Annotated in this window: 16 protein-coding genes and 1 tRNA gene; 5 read left to right on the top strand and 12 right to left on the bottom strand. The window is 66.3% G+C overall.

The annotated features are described in order from the left end of the window. Positions 1-3 precede the first annotated feature (3 nt). A complete protein-coding gene (locus MUG94_RS16630; protein WP_227907211.1) occupies positions 4-546 on the bottom strand; it encodes a GNAT family N-acetyltransferase in 543 nt (180 codons plus the stop codon). A gap of 118 nt (positions 547-664) precedes the next feature. Between MUG94_RS16630 and MUG94_RS16625 the strand changes: the two genes are divergently transcribed. After that, a complete protein-coding gene (locus MUG94_RS16625) occupies positions 665-1489 on the top strand; it encodes a DUF1295 domain-containing protein (RefSeq protein ID WP_227907210.1) in 825 nt (274 codons plus the stop codon). 199 nt (positions 1490-1688) lie between these two features. Continuing rightward, entirely contained in the window at positions 1689-2315 is a 627-nt protein-coding gene (locus tag MUG94_RS16620) for a TetR/AcrR family transcriptional regulator (RefSeq protein WP_227907209.1), read from the top strand. 157 nt (positions 2316-2472) lie between these two features. Here the strand turns inward: MUG94_RS16620 and MUG94_RS16615 are convergent, their stop codons facing one another. From MUG94_RS16615 to MUG94_RS16595, 5 genes are all read right to left on the bottom strand, one after another. Then, positions 2473-3114, bottom strand: coding sequence for a GNAT family N-acetyltransferase (locus tag MUG94_RS16615; protein ID WP_227907208.1), 642 nt, complete (start codon positions 3112-3114; stop codon positions 2473-2475). 50 nt (positions 3115-3164) lie between these two features. Continuing rightward, on the bottom strand, positions 3165-5249 hold the full coding sequence (locus tag MUG94_RS16610) for a xanthine dehydrogenase family protein molybdopterin-binding subunit (RefSeq protein ID WP_227907207.1): 2085 nt from the start codon (positions 5247-5249) through the stop codon (positions 3165-3167). Then, positions 5246-6253: an FAD binding domain-containing protein gene (locus tag MUG94_RS16605; protein WP_227907206.1), complete on the bottom strand. Its 1008-nt coding sequence runs from the start codon at positions 6251-6253 to the stop codon at positions 5246-5248. Before MUG94_RS16605 ends, MUG94_RS16610 begins: the two co-directional genes overlap by 4 nt. Further along, positions 6250-6867 carry a (2Fe-2S)-binding protein gene (locus MUG94_RS16600; RefSeq protein WP_227907205.1) on the bottom strand — a complete coding sequence of 206 codons (618 nt, stop codon included), beginning with the start codon at positions 6865-6867 and terminating at the stop codon, positions 6250-6252. The genes MUG94_RS16605 and MUG94_RS16600 overlap by 4 nt, the downstream gene beginning before the upstream one ends. Positions 6868-6999: 132 nt before the next feature. After that, positions 7000-7076: transfer RNA gene (locus MUG94_RS16595), tRNA-Met, on the bottom strand. Positions 7077-7174: 98 nt separating this feature from the next. Here MUG94_RS16595 and MUG94_RS16590 point away from each other — a divergent pair. Continuing rightward, a complete protein-coding gene (locus tag MUG94_RS16590; RefSeq protein ID WP_227907204.1) occupies positions 7175-8056 on the top strand; it encodes an alanyl-tRNA editing protein in 882 nt (293 codons plus the stop codon). Positions 8057-8062: 6 nt separating this feature from the next. On the opposite strand, the gene MUG94_RS16585 is transcribed toward MUG94_RS16590, so the two are convergent. The 3 genes from MUG94_RS16585 to MUG94_RS16575 are packed head-to-tail and all read right to left on the bottom strand — an operon-like array spanning position 8063 to position 11308. Next, the gene (locus tag MUG94_RS16585) at positions 8063-10462 is read right to left on the bottom strand and encodes an ATP-binding cassette domain-containing protein (RefSeq protein ID WP_227907203.1); all 2400 of its coding nucleotides are present in this window, start codon (positions 10460-10462) and stop codon (positions 8063-8065) included. 43 nt (positions 10463-10505) lie between these two features. After that, positions 10506-10877: a VOC family protein gene (locus tag MUG94_RS16580; RefSeq protein WP_227907202.1), complete on the bottom strand. Its 372-nt coding sequence runs from the start codon at positions 10875-10877 to the stop codon at positions 10506-10508. A gap of 29 nt (positions 10878-10906) precedes the next feature. After that, positions 10907-11308 carry a VOC family protein gene (locus MUG94_RS16575; RefSeq protein WP_231704927.1) on the bottom strand — a complete coding sequence of 134 codons (402 nt, stop codon included), beginning with the start codon at positions 11306-11308 and terminating at the stop codon, positions 10907-10909. A 210-nt stretch (positions 11309-11518) separates the two neighbouring features. Here MUG94_RS16575 and MUG94_RS16570 point away from each other — a divergent pair, with 210 nt between their 5' ends. Beyond that, entirely contained in the window at positions 11519-12004 is a 486-nt protein-coding gene (locus tag MUG94_RS16570) for a nucleoside deaminase (RefSeq protein ID WP_423724314.1), read from the top strand. Positions 12005-12060: 56 nt separating this feature from the next. On the opposite strand, the gene MUG94_RS16565 is transcribed toward MUG94_RS16570, so the two are convergent. Beyond that, the gene (locus tag MUG94_RS16565; RefSeq protein ID WP_227890828.1) at positions 12061-12591 is read right to left on the bottom strand and encodes a GNAT family N-acetyltransferase; all 531 of its coding nucleotides are present in this window, start codon (positions 12589-12591) and stop codon (positions 12061-12063) included. Positions 12592-12726: 135 nt separating this feature from the next. Here MUG94_RS16565 and rlmN point away from each other — a divergent pair, with 135 nt between their 5' ends. After that, on the top strand, positions 12727-13980 hold the full coding sequence (gene rlmN, locus MUG94_RS16560; protein WP_227890827.1) for a dual-specificity RNA methyltransferase RlmN: 1254 nt from the start codon (positions 12727-12729) through the stop codon (positions 13978-13980). A 270-nt stretch (positions 13981-14250) separates the two neighbouring features. On the opposite strand, the gene MUG94_RS16555 is transcribed toward rlmN, so the two are convergent. After that, on the bottom strand, positions 14251-14664 hold the full coding sequence (locus tag MUG94_RS16555; RefSeq protein WP_227907199.1) for a VOC family protein: 414 nt from the start codon (positions 14662-14664) through the stop codon (positions 14251-14253). 93 nt (positions 14665-14757) lie between these two features. Further along, on the bottom strand, positions 14758-16179 hold the full coding sequence (purB, locus tag MUG94_RS16550; RefSeq protein ID WP_227907198.1) for an adenylosuccinate lyase: 1422 nt from the start codon (positions 16177-16179) through the stop codon (positions 14758-14760). Positions 16180-16201: the final 22 nt, after the last annotated feature.

Below are 16201 nucleotides of genomic sequence, written 5' to 3'. Positions count from 1 at the left end.
TGCTCACGGCAGCCTCAACTCGAGCAGCTGAAGCGCCGGAACCGGATCGGTCGCCAGCCGGGCGTGGATCTCCACATCAAACCGTTCCCCGTCATAGTGCAGCTTTTCCCGCTGAATTCCCTCGGCGGCAAACCCAGCGGACCGGGCGACTCGACAGGACGCAGGGTTGTTGGTGCGGTGTCCGAGCTCCACCCGGTGAAGCTGCAGTTCCTCCGCTGCCCAGTGGGCAAGGGTTGCCGTTGCGCGTGCCGCTAATCCCTGTCCCCGGGCCGGTGCCGCCAACCAGTAATAGGTCCATGCCGTGCCGTGACGAGGATCGATACGGCTGAGGCCCACATTGCCCACCGCCGTACCGTCGGCCACGATGGCCAGATTGCAGGCCGTCTGTGAATCCCAGCCCAAATCCTCCCCGATGACCCGTTCCGCGCCGGCGGGTGTTCCCGCGTCCGGGTCCAGCTGCCGGTCCAAGTCGGAGCTTGCGCGGTAGGCGGCTGCCAGCGCACCGCCGTCGGATTGCCGCCAGGGCCGCAGCAAAAGTGAGGTCATGCGCCGAGGCTACCAGCCGCCGTCGTTAGGGGTCCGTGCGGAACGGACCGTCTGCCGTCGCCTCGTGAACGGGTATCCACCGTTCCCCCGCTGCTGCTCCCGCGCGTATTCTCCAAAGATGAATCCGGTCATGGTGTGTCTGTGGATTTTTGCCGCCGTCTGTGCGGGCACCTGGGTGCTCTCGCTCATCACCCGTGAATATTCCTGGACTGACCGCATCTGGTCCCTGGTTCCCATCGCCTATGTCTGGGTGTTTGCCGCGGCGTCCGGCTTCGACGGGCGTCTGGTCTTGATGGCAGTGCTTGTGACGCTGTGGGGTGCCCGGTTGACGTTCAACTTTGCCCGCAAGGGAGGCTACGCTCCCGGCGGGGAGGACTACCGGTGGGCGATCCTGCGCCAGCGCCTGAAGCCGTGGCAGTTTGCCGTCTTCAACCTCTTGTTCATCAGTGTTTACCAGAACATCATCATCTTCCTGATGACTCTGCCGGCCCTCACCGCGTATGAGAACCCCGGTCCGCTCAACGCGGGGGACTGGATTCTGGCGGTGCTGTTTGTGGGCGCCCTGGCGGGGGAAACCATGGCCGACCAGCAGCAGTGGGCCTTTCAGCAGTGGAAGGGCGCCGAGCGCAGGGCAGGGCGCACTCCGCAGCCGGGCTTCCTGCAAACCGGGCTCTTCCGGTATTCCCGCCATCCGAATTTCTTCTTCGAGCAGGCGCAGTGGTGGCTGTTCTACGGCTTTGCCGTGGCGGCCACGGGGGAGTGGCTGCATTGGACCGTCGTGGGCGCGGCGCTGCTGACCCTGCTCTTCATCGGATCCACCGTGTTCACGGAGAGTATTTCGCGGTCGCGCTATCCGGATTACGTGCAGTATCAGCACCGGACGTCGGCGATCATTCCCCTGCCCCCGCGGCAAGGGTTGCGGCCCGCGGCGGAGGCGGGTTAGAGGACGGGCAACGGGCTGCACGACAAGCGCCAACACGCCGACCGGCCCGCCGTTGCCACGGTCCCGCCTTTTTGAGACTAGAATCTTTTCGACAGGTGTTGAATAACATCATCACAAGTTTGCGGCGTCCCCCAGCGCTGCGGCATGGAAGGGCCTCGCTTCGGCGGGGCCCTTCAGTGTGTCTGAGAAGATAAGTCCTATGTCTGCACCGGAAACACCCCGTGAGCAGCGGCGTCCCTCCGCGGAAGAGCCGCGCATCGCGCGTACCCGCGAGGCCCTGGCGTCTGGCCTGTGGGAGCTGCTGCAGGAGAATGAACTGGCGGACATCACCGTTGCCGCCCTGTGCCGGCAGGCCGGGGTGCACCGCACCACGTTCTACGGCCACTACCGCAACATTTTGGACTTCGCTGCCTCGGTCTACGCGGACGTGGTGAACGGGCTCGGGGCTGTGAACGTGGACCAGCGGGGAACGGGCCGCACCCAAGAGGAGGTCGGTGTCCTGTATGCCGAGGCCCTGCGCCGGATCCTGGTTCACACGTTCGCGGAGCGGCGCGTCTATCGGGCACTGTTTCACACCGGAACGTTCCACGCGGTTCTGGCGGACGGGCTGCGGCCGAGGTTCCTTCTGGCCCTGTATGCCTGGCAGGCCTACGGGCTGGTGCCCGCCATGGATTGCGAGGTCGCCGCTGCGTTTCTGGGCGGGGCGTATGCCTCGTGGATTGAGCAGTGGGTTGCCGGTGAGGACGACGACGTCGAAGCCTGGCTGGCGTCCCTGCCGGACCTGTTGCCCGGATGGTGGCCCCGGGACGGCTTTCCAGGGGTCTAAACCCGTTGGACGGTTCCCCATGGGCAGGTCAGGAAGGGTGCCCCGCGCATTTTTCAGATAGATGCCCAGCTGGTAGTCGCCGAAGTTTCCGCTCATAGAAAGAGAGCTGTGGAGGACCGTCGGGAGAATCATCAGCCCTGATGTGCCGCGGGGAAGGCTACCCCTGCGCGCCCGGACCGCGGCCCGCAACGCCGGAGAGGCGGTTAATCCTGTCCACCAGGCCGGCCCGCACTCCGGGCCACTCCGGCGCGAGGATCGAGTAAACCGCCGTGTCCCGCCAGCTGCCGTCCGCGCGGAGCCTGTCCCGCCGCAGGATGCCTTCGAACGTTCCGCCGAGTTTCTCGATGGCGGCCCTTGAGCGGGCATTGCGGGAATCGGCTTGAAGGCTGACACGGCCAAATCCAGCGCCGAACGCATGTCCCAGAAGCAGGAGCTTGGTCTCGGCGTTGACGGCAGTGCCCCAGACAGCTGGGCTGTACGCAGTCCACCCCAGCTGCGCCGTCTCCTGACGCAGGTCCAGGTCCGCGAGGGTGCTGGTACCCACCACGGGACCGGGCACGCCGTCTTGAAGCAGCCGCACTGCGAACGGCAGGGCATCCCATCGGTAGTAGGTGTTTGCCCAGGCGGCGAAGGCATCGGGCTCCGGGTGCAGTCCCGCCGGCCCGCCGCCGTAGCCTCCGGCGAAGACTTCCGGAACGGCGATGGCACGGTGCAGCTCCGGAAGCAGGCCGGTTGTGAGCGGTTCAAGCCGGACAAACCGGCCGGTGAGCACGGAGGCGGCGGGGCGCACGGCAGTCATGCAGCCAGCCTAAGACGCCGGCGTCTCCCGGCACCGTTTATGACGGGCCGTCAGACCAGAAACTTGTCCGGCGTCAGCGGCAGGTCCCGGACCCGGATCCCGGAGGCGTTGTACGCGGCGTTGGCGATGGCCGCCGCACTGCCCACAATCCCGATCTCTCCGACCCCGCGGGCGCCCAGCGGCCCGGCATGCTCATCCACGTCCTCAATCCACAGGGCCTCCATCTCCAGGACATCGGCGTTGGTGGGAATGTGGTACTCGGCCAGGTCGTGGTTCACGAAGATCCCGAACCGCGGATCCAGCACACTCTGCTCATGCAGCGCCATGCCCAGGCCCATGGTCATGCCGCCGAGGAACTGCGACCGGGCGGTGCGCGGATTAATGATGCGTCCGGCCGAAAACACCCCCAGCATGCGGGATACCCGGATTTCCCCGGTGTCCGCAGAAATCCGGACTTCGGCGAAATGGGCACCAAATGAATACAGGGCCAGGTTTTCCGCCTCCGGATCCTCCGGCGCCTGCGCCTCGGTCTGCGCGCCCGGGGAAGGATGCTCTCCGTGGTCGGCCCGGAACGCACGGGCGGCGGCAATGATCGTACCGCCCCAGCTGGCCGTGCCGGAGGAACCGCCGGCCACCGACGCGGCAGGGAACACCGTGTCTCCGATCCCCAGCCGGATCCGGTCGATGGGCACGTCCAGGGCGTCGGCGGCGATCTGCGTCAGGGCCGTCCAGGCACCCGTGCCGATGTCCGCCGCACCAATCTGCACCGAGTGGATGCCGTCCTGTTCATAACGGATCCGCGCCGTGTTGGATGGCTGGCGCATAAACGGGTAGACGGCGCTGGCCGTGCCCAGGCCCACCAGCCAGCCGTCCTCCTGAACGGAGCCGGGGCGGGTGACCCGCCGATCCCAGCCAAAGCGTTCGGCGCCAAGGTCAAAGCATTCCATTAAATGCCGGCTGGACCAGGGATTCCCGGTCTCCGGATCCACCTCCGGCTCGTTCCGGCGCCGCAGTTCAATGGGGTCCAGCCCGGCTGCGGCGGCGAGTTCATCCATCGCGACTTCGGGACCGAACATGCCCGGACACTCACCCGGTGCCCGCATCCATGAAGGAACCGGGATGTCCAGCGGTGCCAGGCGGGTGGTGGTGCTCCGGTTGGGGGAGGCATACATCATCCGGAACGGCGCCGGGGTTTGCTCGGCGAATTCCTTGATCCGGGAGGTGTGTTCCACGATGTCCAGTGACATGGCGGTGAGACGGCCGTCGTCGGCGGCTCCCAGCCGGATGCGCTGGAGGGTGGGGGTCCGGTGGCTGGTCAGCGTGTACATCTGCTGGCGGCTGACCGGAAACTTCACCGGCCGCCCGTCGGTGACCTGCGCCGCCAGCGCAGCCATCACAACTTGGACGTGCGGCATGCCCTTGGAGCCGAAACCGCCGCCCACGTGCGGGGCGATGACGTGCACCTGTTCTTCCTCCAGCCCGAGCACCTGCGCCAGCGTGCCCTTGACGGCGTGTACGCCTTGGGTGGAGTCCCACAGGGTCAGCACGGCGCCGTCCCACTGCGCCACCGTGGCATGGGGCTCCAGCGGGTTGTTGTGCTCGGCCGGAGTGGAATAGGTCTGTTCGATTCTCAGCGCAGCAGCGTCAAAGGCGGCGTCCACGTCCCCCTCGCTGCTGTCCGTAGGCGTGCCGGCATTGAGTTCCTCGGGCGCATACAGCTCCGGACCGTCCGCGCGAAGCTGGGCGGAGAACGGCTCTTCGGCGTAGGTTACGGTGACGGCAGCAGCGGCTTCCCGGGCAATTTCGGGGGTTTCGGCCAGGACCGCGGCAACAATCTGCCCCCGGTAACCGACGGCCCTGTCCTGCAGGACTGCCAGCTCCCGGTCGGACTGGTCCTCCAGGCGGGGCGTTGTTTCGGAGGTGAGGACCGTGAAGACGCCGCCGATGGCTTCGGCGGCGGCTGTGTCCACCCGTTCCACCGTGCCCCGGGCAATGGTGGAGAGCACGGGATACAGATACAGCGGGTTCTCCACGGGCTGCTCGTACGCGTACGGAGCGGTGCCCTTAACTTTGAGTTCGCCGTCGAGGCGTTCGTAGGGCGTGCCAATGGCCCGCCCGGGCATCAGGTGGCTCATGAGTTGGTGTCCTCTCTGCCGGCCAGGTCCCGCAGCACCGCGGACAGAGTATTGCGGACCATGGGGATCTTGAAGCCGTTCTCGCGCAGCGGTTCAGCCGTCGCCAGCTCGAGGTCCGCGGCAGCCCGGAAATTCTCCTCGGTCGCCTCGGCACCGCGCAGCGCGGCTTCGGCCTGCAGGGCGCGCCACGGTTTGTGCGCCACTCCTCCCAGGGCAATGCGCACGTCACGGATCACCGGCGGACTGGCGCCGTCGTCCTCCAGTTCCAGCGCGGCCGCCACGGAGATCAGCGCAAAGGCGTACGACGCGCGGTCGCGGACCTTGCGGTAGGCGGAGCGGGCCGGAGCCGGGGGAAGTTCGACGGCGGTGATCAGTTCGCCGTGCTCCAGCACGGTGTCCCGCTGCGGCTCGTTGCCGGGCAGCCGGTGGAAGTCGCTCACCGGAATAATCCGTTCCCCTGCCGGCCCAAGGACCACCACGGCGGCGTCCAGTGCGGCCAGGGCCACCGCCATGTCCGAGGGATGCGTCGCCACGCAGGCCTCCGAGGCGCCGAGGATGGCGTGGTAGCGGGTATAACCGTCGACGGCGGAGCAACCGGTCCCGGGTTCGCGCTTGTTGCAGGGGGTGGTGGGGTCCTGGAAGTACACGCAGCGGGTGCGCTGCAGCAGGTTGCCGCCGGTGGTGGCCAGGTTGCGCAGCTGTCCGGAGGCTCCGGCCAGCAACGCGGCGGACAGGGCGGAATAGCGGCGGCGGATGTGGGTGTTGGCGGCGAGGTCGGCGTTGCGGACATTGGTGCCAATCCGCACCCGGCCGTCGTCGAGTACGTCCACGGTGTCCAGCGGCAGCCTGCTGACGTCCACCAGCAGCGTGGGGGAGGCAATCCCGAGTTTCATCCGGTCCACGAGGTTGGTGCCGCCGGCCAGGAACGCGGCGTTGGGATTGGCGGAGACCAGGGCAACGGCGGAGGCGGCGTCTTCAGCGCGGCGGTAGTCGAAGGGGATCATGACCGGTCCTCCGGATGGGAGGGCATCGAGGCGGCGGTGGGGGAGTCCGGGACCGCTGCTTCCGCCGGATCGGGCAGCCCTTTGCGGAGGGAAGCCGCCGCTTCGGCCGCCTGCCGCACAGCGGCCACGATGTTCACGTAGGCGCCGCAGCGGCAGAGGTTTCCGCTCATGCGCTCGCGGATCTCGTCGTCGGAGAGGTCGATGCCGCCCTCGGCTGCCGGATCTGTAGCGGTGGAGGGATGCCCTGCGGCGGCCTCCTCAATGATGCCGGCGGCGGAGCAGATCTGCCCCGGGGTGCAGTAACCGCACTGGAAACCGTCCTGTTCCAGGAAAGCCTGCTGCACCGGATGCAGATGGCCGTCCGGGACCACGTCGGCCAGTCCTTCGGCGGTGATGACCTCCGCGCCGTCGTGCGCCACTGCCAGGGTCAGGCAGGAATTGGCGCGGCGGCCGTCCAGCAGCACGGTGCACGCGCCGCACTGCCCGTGGTCGCAGCCCTTCTTGGGGGATGTCACCCCGAGCCGGTCCCGCAGCGCGTCCAGCACGGTGGTGCGGGTGTCCACGGTCAGCGTCCGTTCGCTGCCGTCCACCTGCAGGGTTATTTCAGCATCCACTTAGGCGCCGCCCTTCAGTAAAGTCCCATTGGTGCTGAAACCTACCGGAGGCGCTGTGATGCGGACAACCGCCCATGCTTCGCTTTAAACAAAACGGTCCCCATCGGTTTTCACCGATGAGGACCATCTTCTTGGTTGCGGGGGCAAGATTTGAACTTGCGACCTCTGGGTTATGAGCCCAGCGAGCTACCGAACTGCTCCACCCCGCGTCGTACTTAGAACTCTACCCCCATGTGAGCCGGGACGAAGAATCCAGTGACCGCCGTCACGCTCGAGTCGCCAAAGTTTCCTCGGTAGTGTGGGGGCTGTGAGCCTGCCTACCGTAGATACGACTGTCACCTATCCCGCCGGCGCCGTGGAGTCTTCCGGCACCGTGCTGCACGTTTCAGACGCCGACGGCGCCCGCGTGGTCCTGCTGGACACCACCGCCGTGCATCCGGTGGATGCCGGCTGGCCGGACCAGGGCGCGGACCGGGCGGCGCTGACCACGGCCGACGGCACCTCTCATGAAATCCGCGACGCCGTGGTGGCCGCCACCGACGGAACCGACCTGTTCCTCGGCGCCGATATTCCGGTGAAAAAGGGCACCGAAGGCTGGGTCTTCACTGTGGCGCACCTGCTCCCGGCCGGTGCGGCCGTGCAGGAAGGGGACTCCGTCCGGGTCGAGGTGGACGAAGCCTACCGGAGCGCCCTCTCCACGGGACATACTGCCTGCCACTTGGCGTCCCTGGCCTTGAACCGGCAGCTTGCCGGGGCATGGAAAAAAGACGTGTTGCCTGACGCCGCCGGCAACCCCAACTTCGACGCCCTGGCCATCGAGACCTCCACCATCACCGAGCACGGCTCCACTGATGTGTACCGGCTCGGCAAATCCCTGCGCCGCAAGGGCTTTGTCCCGGACGCCCTGCTCGCTGACCTGGTCGCCGCCGAGGCCGGCATCAACGCGATCTTGGCGGACTGGACCGCCACCGGGGCGGAGGTGAGGATCGAGTGCGACGGTGACGGCCTCACCGACATGCGCCGCTGGGCCGTTGACCTGCCGGAGGGCACGGTTCGGATTCCCTGCGGCGGAACACACGCCGCGTCCCTGAAGGAAACCGGCGGCATCCAGGTCACGCTCACCGCAGAAGAGGGGGACGGCGCGGTGACCGTCACCATGGACACCATCTGCGTGCAGCCGGCCGGCTAAACCGGCTCAGGCGCCCACGTACGCGGCCAAATGCCGGCCGGTCAGCGTGGATCTGCCGGCCACAAGGTCCGCCGGGGTGCCCTCGAAAACTATCCGGCCGCCGTCGTGCCCGGCGCCCGGACCCAGATCGATGATCCAGTCCGCGTGGGCCATCACCGCCTGGTGGTGCTCAATGATGATCACCGACTTACCGGAATCAACCAGCCGGTCCAGCAGCCCCAGCAGCTGCTCCACGTCCGCCAGATGCAGCCCGGTGGTGGGCTCGTCCAGGACATAGACGGTGCCCTTTTCCGCCATTTGGGCGGCCAGCTTCAGCCGCTGCCGCTCGCCGCCGGAGAGGGTGGTGAGCGGCTGGCCCAGATGCAGGTAGCCCAGGCCGACGTCGGCAAGTCGGACCAGGACCTTGTGCGCTGCCGGGGTGGGTGCTTCCCCGCTGCCGCCGAAGAAGACCTCGGCGTCGGTGACGGACATGCCGAGCACTTCGGAAATGTTTTTGCCGCCCAAAGTGTATTCCAGCACGGCCGCCTGGAACCGCTTGCCGCCGCATTCTTCACAGGTGGATTCCACCGTGGCCATCACGCCCAGATCGGTGAAGATCACGCCGGCTCCGTTGCAGACGGGGCAGGCCCCCTCGGAGTTGGAACTGAACAACGCGGGTTTGACGTTGTTGGCCTTCGCGAAGGCCTTGCGGATCGGTTCCAGCAGTCCGGTGTAGGTGGCCGGGTTGCTGCGCCGCGAACCCTTGATAGCCCCCTGGTCAATCACGACGACCCCGTCCCGGCGGGCCACCGACCCGGAGATCAGGGAGCTTTTTCCCGAGCCGGCAACCCCGGTGAGCACGCAGAACACGCCCAGGGGGATGTCGACGTCGACGTCCTGGAGGTTGTTCGTTCCGGCGCCGCGGACCTCCAGCACGCCGTCGGAGGTGCGGACCGAGGCCTTCAGCCGCGCGCGGTCGTCAAGGTGATCTCCGGTGACGGTGCCGCTGGTGCGCAGATCCGCGACGGTGCCTTCAAAACAGACCGTTCCGCCGCCGCTGCCAGCCCCGGGACCCAAATCGATCACATGGTCGGCGATGGCGATGGTTTCGGGTTTGTGCTCCACGACCAGCACCGTGTTGCCCTTGTCCCGCAACTGCAGGAGGAGGCCGTTCATCCGCTCGATGTCATGCGGGTGCAGGCCAATGGTCGGTTCGTCAAAGACGTACGTAACGTCCGTCAGGGAGGAGCCGAGGTGGCGGATCATCTTGGTCCGCTGAGACTCTCCGCCGGACAGGGTTCCCGCGGGCCGGTCCAGGCTGAGGTAGCCCAGGCCAATTTCGGCGAAGGAGTCCAGCAGGTGCTGCAGCCCGGCCAGCAGCGGTGCCACTGACGGCTCGTTGAGGGTACGGACCCATTCCGCGAGGTCGGAAATCTGCAGGGCGCACGCGTCGGCGATGCTCTTGCCATTGATTTTCGAGGAACGGGCCTCGGCGCTGAGCCGGGTGCCGTCGCACTCGGGGCAGATGGTGAACGTGATGGCCCTATCCACAAACGCGCGGATGTGCGGCTGCATGGCCTCCGGGTCCTTGGACAGCATGGACTTCTGTATTTTGGGAATCAGCCCTTCGTACGTCAGGTTGATGCCGTCCACCTTGATCTTGGTGGGTTCCTTGTACAGCAGGTCGTGCAGTTCCCGCTTCGTGAACTTGGCGATCGGCTTGTCCGGATCGAAGAAGCCGGTGCCGCTGTAAATGCGGCCGTACCAGCCGTCCATGCTGTAGCCGGGGATGGTGAGCGCGCCTTCATTCAGGGATTTGCTGTCATCGTAGAGCGCCGTCAGGTCGAAGTCAGTCACGGACCCCATTCCTTCGCAGCGCGGGCACATGCCGCCGAGCCGATTGAAGGTGGCCTTCTCTGCCTTGGTCCGGCCGCCGCGCTCCACCGTGATGGCACCGCTGGCCTTCACCGAGGGGACATTGAACGAGTAGGCGTTGGGGGAGCCGATCTGCGGCTGGCCGAGCCGGCTGAAGATGATCCGCAGCATGGCGTTGGCGTCTGTGGCGGTGCCCACGGTGGACCGCGGGTTGGCTCCCATCCGCTCCTGGTCCACGATGATGGCCGTGGTCAGCCCCTCCAGCAAATCAACATCGGGGCGGGCCAGGTTGGGCATGAAGCCCTGCACAAAGGCGCTGTAGGTTTCGTTGATCAGCCGCTGAGACTCGGCGGCAATCGTGCCGAAGACCAGCGAGCTCTTGCCGGAGCCGGAGACGCCGGTAAAGGCAGTGAGGCGGCGCTTGGGGATCTCAACGCTGATCCCCCGGAGGTTGTTTTCCCGTGCTCCCGAGACCCGGATCATGTCCTGGCTGTCGGCTGCATGCGCAGAGGGGGAGCCGGTCTGCGCTGCGGCTCCTGAACTGATGGCCATGCCCGTGGGTTCCTTCGGTAAGTGTCAGTACTTCTGCCCGAGGTTACAGGTTCCCCTCCCACGGCTCGCCGTCCCGGCACAGGAAATCCCACAAGTGCCCGTCCGGATCCGCAGCCGTTCCCAGGTAGACGCCCTTGCCCCTCAGCCGGGCACGGGAAACCACCCTGCCGCCGCTCGGTGCGCAGGCGGCCAGGATCTCATCCACGTCGCTGCGGGTGGGAAAGGCCAGCGCGGTGCGGCTCTCCTGGCTGAACGGCCTTGGCAGCAAGACCAGCACAATGGCGGCAGAGATGTTTATGGCCGAGAGATCAACGGTGCTGAGCCGCTCATTGAGGGAAAACCCCAGGCCCATGTAAAAGCCGGTGGACCGGTCCAGATCGGCCACCGGGAGACGCGGATAGATGACGGGATACAAGCGCAGCCCTCCCAGGCCCTGCCGGGTCTCTACTCGGGAATGGACGGATCCATCCACATGAACTCCCAGACGTGCCCGTCCGGGTCGGTGGCAGCGCCGGAATACATGCCCGGCATCTGTTCGCGCGCGGGTTGAAACACAGCTCCGCCGTTCTGCGCGGCGTTCGCCAGGAAAGTGTCCACTTCTTCACGGGTGTCGCAGCTCAGGCAGTTCACCACTTCCTTGCCCGCCGCGCGCAGGTGCGGGGTGTCGCCTTCGGGAAGGAACCCCGAGAAGAACTCCTGGTGAAGCAGCATGACAACAATGGTGTCGGAAATGATCACGGCGGCGCAGTCCTCGTTGCTGAATTGAGGGCTCTGCTTGAATCCCAAACCCAGGTAAAACTCTGTGGATCTGCGAAGGTCAGCAACAGGGAGATTGGGGAAAATCATGCGCTCCACGGCCATGTCCTCTCGAAGGTGCAGCAGTCCGTCCCCCTCTAAGAACGCTGTCACAGCTGCGCTGCCCCGTCCAGAGTCGGATCACGGTGCAGCCCGTTTACCGGCCTGCGATGTTAGCCTTGTGCTGCCGAAGGCGGGCACCGCACGGTGCTATCTACCTGGCAGATCCGGCAGCTGTTGCCGCCATCCGCATTCAAGGAGATATCCATGACCACCAATGACGCTCAGTACCTTGCCCGTGCCATCAACCTGGCCACCGCCAACGTTGCCGCCGGCGGCGGCCCCTTCGGCGCCATCGTCGTCACGGCCGACGGTTCGGTTTTTGAGGGCGTCAACCGGGTTACGGCCAACAACGATCCCACCGCGCACGCCGAAGTGACGGCCATCCGCGCGGCAGGTGCCGGCACCGGAACGCACGACCTCAGCGGCGCCGTGCTGTACACCAGCTGCGAACCCTGCCCCATGTGCCTGGCATCCTCACTCTGGGCCCGGGTGGACCGCGTGGTTTTCGCTGCGGACCGGCATGACGCGGCCCGCGCCGGCTTCGATGACGCAGTGTTCTACGAGTACTTTGAGACGCCGGTTGCGGAGCGCTCGCTCCAAGTGGTGCAGGGTGCTGCGGACGAGGTTTCGGCGACCACCCCGTTTGAGGCCTGGACCGCCGCGGAGAACCGCGTCGACTACTGAGGTTGGGCGGGGGGTGAGGCAGCCGATCATCCTGACCCGGGGGCCCCGGTTAAGCCTCAGCCGAGCCTGCCCCCGGGGGCCGAAGCCGGAGGGACCGGCGGCCTGACGCCCGGGCCGATGGTCTTCGCGAAGCATACCGAGTCCGCCACCTCGGCGTAGGGGCCGAAGTTGGGCACCACGGTGTAGCCGCCGTGCCGGTAAAAGCGCTGCCCATCGGGCTGGGCCGACCCGGATTCGGCGGTGATGACTGCGTATCCGGCGGCCCGGGCCCGGTACTCCAGGGCGGTCAGCACGGCGGTGGCCACCCCGGATCCCCGGGCGTAGGGAAGTACGTAGATCCGTTTGATTTCAGCCGTTGAGTCGTTCAGCCGCCGCAACCCGCCGCAGCCAAGCGGCTGGCCGGAGCTCTTCTCATACGCAACGAGGAAAACGGCCACGTCTTCGGCGGTGGGCGGCGCCGGCTCGGGTGTGGATGTTCCAAAGCGGCTGTTCAGTTCTGCCTGCTGGGCGGCGCGCAAGTCAGCGCCCACAGGGTTGCTCCAGGGCACTTCGCGGATGGTGAGGTGCGGTGGCTGGTCGGCAAGCATGGGGCCTCCTGCTGAAGGTGCTCCGGAACGGGAATTTCCTTCAATCTAGGGGCGTGCCGTTTCAACGGTGTTTCAGCTGCATGGCAAGTTGGCTAAGAGAAGCAGAGAATCCGGATGCATGCAAAAATGGAAGGGATGACTTCCCTCGATACTTCCCCCGCAAACCCGTCCAAGCCGGTTGGCACCTCCAAGGCCCAGCTGCAGGCACGGAAGACGCAGGTGCGGCCCGCCACCGAGGGCTGGGAACAGGCCAAGGAACCCGACGGCCGCCCGCTGCTTCAGTTCAAGTCCCCGCGGGTGTCGCAGCCGCCGGTCCACCTGGCTGACCTGACCCTGCCCGAACGTCAGGCCAAGCTCAAGGAGCTGGGCCTTCCGGCCTTCCGCGCCAAGCAGCTGTCGGTGCATTATTTCCAGCACTACACCACGGACCCCGAGGCCATGAGCGACCTCCCCAAGGAGCGCCGTGATGACCTGGTGAAGGAAATGTTCCCGACGCTGCTCACCGAGGTCAAACGACTCACCACCGACAACGGCGACACCATCAAGTTCCTGTGGCGGCTCTTCGACGGTTCCCTCGTGGAGTCCGTCCTGATGCGTTACCCCGGCCGCATCACGCTGTGCGTGTCCAGCCAGTGCGGCTGCGGCATGAACTGCCCGTTCTGCGCCACCGGCCAGGCCGGTCTGACCCGGAACATGTCCACCGCGGAAATCCTGGACCAGATTGTCCAGGCCAACCGGGTGATCAAGGAAGGCGGCCTCGGCGGCAAGCGCCGCGACGGCGGGCACGACGCCGAGCGCGTCACGAACATTGTCTTCATGGGCATGGGCGAGCCGCTGGCCAACTACAAGCGCGTGATGAATGCCGTGCACCGGATGGCCGCCGAGGTTCCCGAGGGCCTGGGCATGAGCGCCCGGAACATCACCGTTTCCACCGTGGGCCTGGTGCCGGCAATCAACAAGCTGGCCGAGGAGAACATCCCGGTGACGTTCGCTCTGAGCCTGCACGCTCCGGATGACGAACTGCGTGACGAGCTGATTCCGGTGAACAGCCGCTGGAAGGTGGACGAGGCCCTGGACGCCGCGTACAACTACTACCGCGTCACCGGCCGCCGCGTCTCGATCGAATATGCGCTGATCAAGGACATGAACGATCATCCGTGGCGCGCGGACCTGCTGGCCAAGAAGCTCAACGCCCGCGGCCGCGGCTGGGTGCACGTGAATCCGATTCCGCTGAACCCCACGCCGGGTTCCATCTGGACCTCGCCGGAACCGCACGTGACCCGCGAGTTCATCAACCACCTGATCGACGCCGGCATCCCCACCACCCTGCGCGACACCCGCGGCAAGGAGATCGACGGCGCCTGCGGGCAGCTGGCTGCTGCGGACTAGGAACCCCGGTACCCCGAATCGGGTAGGGGCATCAGCCCCCTACCCGTCGTGGGCCGCGTGCCAGTTGTTGTGCAACGTCTGGTTCTCAGCTGCGACGAAGGCCCCGCAACTCCGGCACGTTAAATGTGCTGCGCGTGATGCTTTCTCATACTGGTCGAGTACCTTTACCGGCTCCACGCCGAGGTATCGCTGAATCTTTGTCGTGAACCCCATGACGCCCAGTCTGCCTTTCACGGGCCCGCCGCCCAAATGCGGGGCCTTGAGTCCGTTTCAGGCTACAAAGATGCAGAACGGGTGCCCGGCCGGGTCGGCGTAGACGTATAACGGCTCATCGGGATCATCCGTACGGTCGAAAAGGAGTTCAGCACCCAGCGCCATTGCCCTGGAGTGCTGGTCTTCGAGCGCCTGACGGTCGGGAACGGTGAGGTCAAGGTGCATCTGCATGGGCACATCAGGCCTGGGCCAGGTGGTCCGTCCAAGCTGTTCCACGTGCTGAAAAGCGAGTTTGCGGTTGCCGTGCGCGTCGGTCAGCACCAGCCAGTCGACGTCGTCGGGGGCGTCTTCCGGCGCGGGCTCGTCGCCGGGCCGGTACCGGAGTCCGAGAAGCCGACGGTAGAACTCCGCCAGCGCCCGCACATCGGTAGTGTCCAAAACCGTGTGGAGCAGCTGCGGGAAACCGGTCATGGGCCAACAATAACGGCGCCGGACCGTAAAACGACGACGGCGGGAGGCCGGGTTTCGCAACCCGGCCTCCCGCCGTCGTCGTGCGTTCTTTGACTACTTGGTGACGTGGTCCACCAGGGAATCGGCAATGCCGATGTACTTGCCAGGGGTGAGGTCCAGCAGGCGTGCTTCTGCCTCGGCGGGCAGGCCCAGGCCGGTGACGAATTCGCGCATCCGTTCCGCGTCCACGCGGTGGCCGCGGGTCAGGTCCTTCAGCCGCTCGTACGGGTTCTCCATGCCGGGGGCGCCGGCGATGGCCTCGGCGCGCATCACCATCTGGATGGCTTCGCCGAGCACCTCCCAGTTGGTATCCAGATCCGCGGCGAGGACATCGTCGGCCACATCCAGGCGCTCCAGACCCTTGGCCACGTTGGAGATGGCCAGCACGGAGTGGCCAAAGGCCACGCCGATGTTGCGCTGCGAGGAGGAGTCCGTGAGGTCGCGCTGCCAGCGGGACGTCACCAGGGTGGAGGCCAGGGTGTCCAGCAGGCCGTTGGAAATCTCCAGGTTGGCCTCGGCGTTTTCGAAGCGGATCGGATTGACCTTATGCGGCATGGTGGACGAACCCGTGGCGCCGGCCACCGGAATCTGCTTGAAGTAGCCAATGGAGATGTAGCTCCACACATCCGTGCAGAAGTTGTGCAGGATCCGGTTGAAGCGGGCCATGTCCGCGTAGAGCTCGGCCTGCCAGTCGTGGGACTCAATCTGCGTGGTGAGCGGGTTCCAGGTCAGGCCCAGCCCCTCCACGAAGCTGCGGGCCACCTGCTGCCAGTCGGCGTCGGGCACTGAAGCGTAATGCGCGGCATAGGTGCCGGTGGCACCGTTGATCTTGCCCAGGTACTCGGTCTTTTCGATCCGGCGCAACTGGCGGGTGAGGCGGTGCGCAGTGACGGCCAGTTCCTTGCCCAGCGTGGTGGGCGTAGCCGGCTGGCCGTGGGTGCGCGAGAGCATCGGCACGGAGCGGGTTTCTTCGGCCATGACGGTGATCCGGTCCACCAGGTCATGGGCGGCGGGCAGCCACACGTTTTCCACGGCACCCTTGACGCCCAGCGCGTAGGAGAGGTTGTTGACGTCCTCGGAGGTGCAGCCGAAGTGCACCAGGGCGGTCAGGTTCTCGATGCCGATCGCTGCCAGCCGGCGGCCGATGTAGTATTCCACGGCCTTCACGTCATGGACGGTGACCTGCTCAATCTCGGCCAGTTCCGTGATGGAGGCGCCGTCGAAGCCGGTGACGATTTCGCGCAGCTGTGCCTGCTGCCCTTCGCTGAGCGGGGAGGTGCCCGGCAGCACGGAGTTGGAGGTGAGGTGGATCAGCCACTCCACTTCCACGTGCGTGCGGTCGCGGTTCAGGGCCGCTTCAGACAGGTAGTCCACCAGCGGTGCCGTGACGCCGCGGTAGCGGCCGTCCAGCGGGCCAAGGGCAATGGCGGGAGTGACGGAGGCAAGGGGGACGCGGGGAGCAGCGGTTTCAGCCATGCGCTAATTCTTTCATGTTCCG

Source organism: Arthrobacter gengyunqii (genome assembly GCF_023022985.1).
In the GTDB taxonomy this organism is placed as follows: domain Bacteria; phylum Actinomycetota; class Actinomycetes; order Actinomycetales; family Micrococcaceae; genus Arthrobacter_B; species Arthrobacter_B gengyunqii.
This window is presented reverse-complemented; position numbering and strand designations above follow the sequence as displayed.

Excerpts from the sequence above, each read along its gene's own strand:
- MUG94_RS16625 (WP_227907210.1), top strand. The coding sequence starts at position 665 with ATGAATCCGGTCATGGTGTGTCTGTGGATTTTTGCCGCCGTCTGTGCG.
- MUG94_RS16555 (WP_227907199.1), bottom strand. The coding sequence starts at position 14,664 with ATGACCGGTTTCCCGCAGCTGCTCCACACGGTTTTGGACACTACCGAT.
- MUG94_RS16620 (WP_227907209.1), top strand. The coding sequence starts at position 1,689 with ATGTCTGCACCGGAAACACCCCGTGAGCAGCGGCGTCCCTCCGCGGAA.
- MUG94_RS16610 (WP_227907207.1), bottom strand. The coding sequence starts at position 5,249 with ATGAGCCACCTGATGCCCGGGCGGGCCATTGGCACGCCCTACGAACGC.
- MUG94_RS16605 (WP_227907206.1), bottom strand. The coding sequence starts at position 6,253 with ATGATCCCCTTCGACTACCGCCGCGCTGAAGACGCCGCCTCCGCCGTT.
- MUG94_RS16575 (WP_231704927.1), bottom strand. The coding sequence starts at position 11,308 with ATGATTTTCCCCAATCTCCCTGTTGCTGACCTTCGCAGATCCACAGAG.
- MUG94_RS16585 (WP_227907203.1), bottom strand. The coding sequence starts at position 10,462 with ATGGCCATCAGTTCAGGAGCCGCAGCGCAGACCGGCTCCCCCTCTGCG.
- rlmN (WP_227890827.1), top strand. The coding sequence starts at position 12,727 with ATGACTTCCCTCGATACTTCCCCCGCAAACCCGTCCAAGCCGGTTGGC.
- MUG94_RS16615 (WP_227907208.1), bottom strand. The coding sequence starts at position 3,114 with ATGACTGCCGTGCGCCCCGCCGCCTCCGTGCTCACCGGCCGGTTTGTC.
- purB (WP_227907198.1), bottom strand. The coding sequence starts at position 16,179 with ATGGCTGAAACCGCTGCTCCCCGCGTCCCCCTTGCCTCCGTCACTCCC.
- MUG94_RS16565 (WP_227890828.1), bottom strand. The coding sequence starts at position 12,591 with ATGCTTGCCGACCAGCCACCGCACCTCACCATCCGCGAAGTGCCCTGG.
- MUG94_RS16630 (WP_227907211.1), bottom strand. The coding sequence starts at position 546 with ATGACCTCACTTTTGCTGCGGCCCTGGCGGCAATCCGACGGCGGTGCG.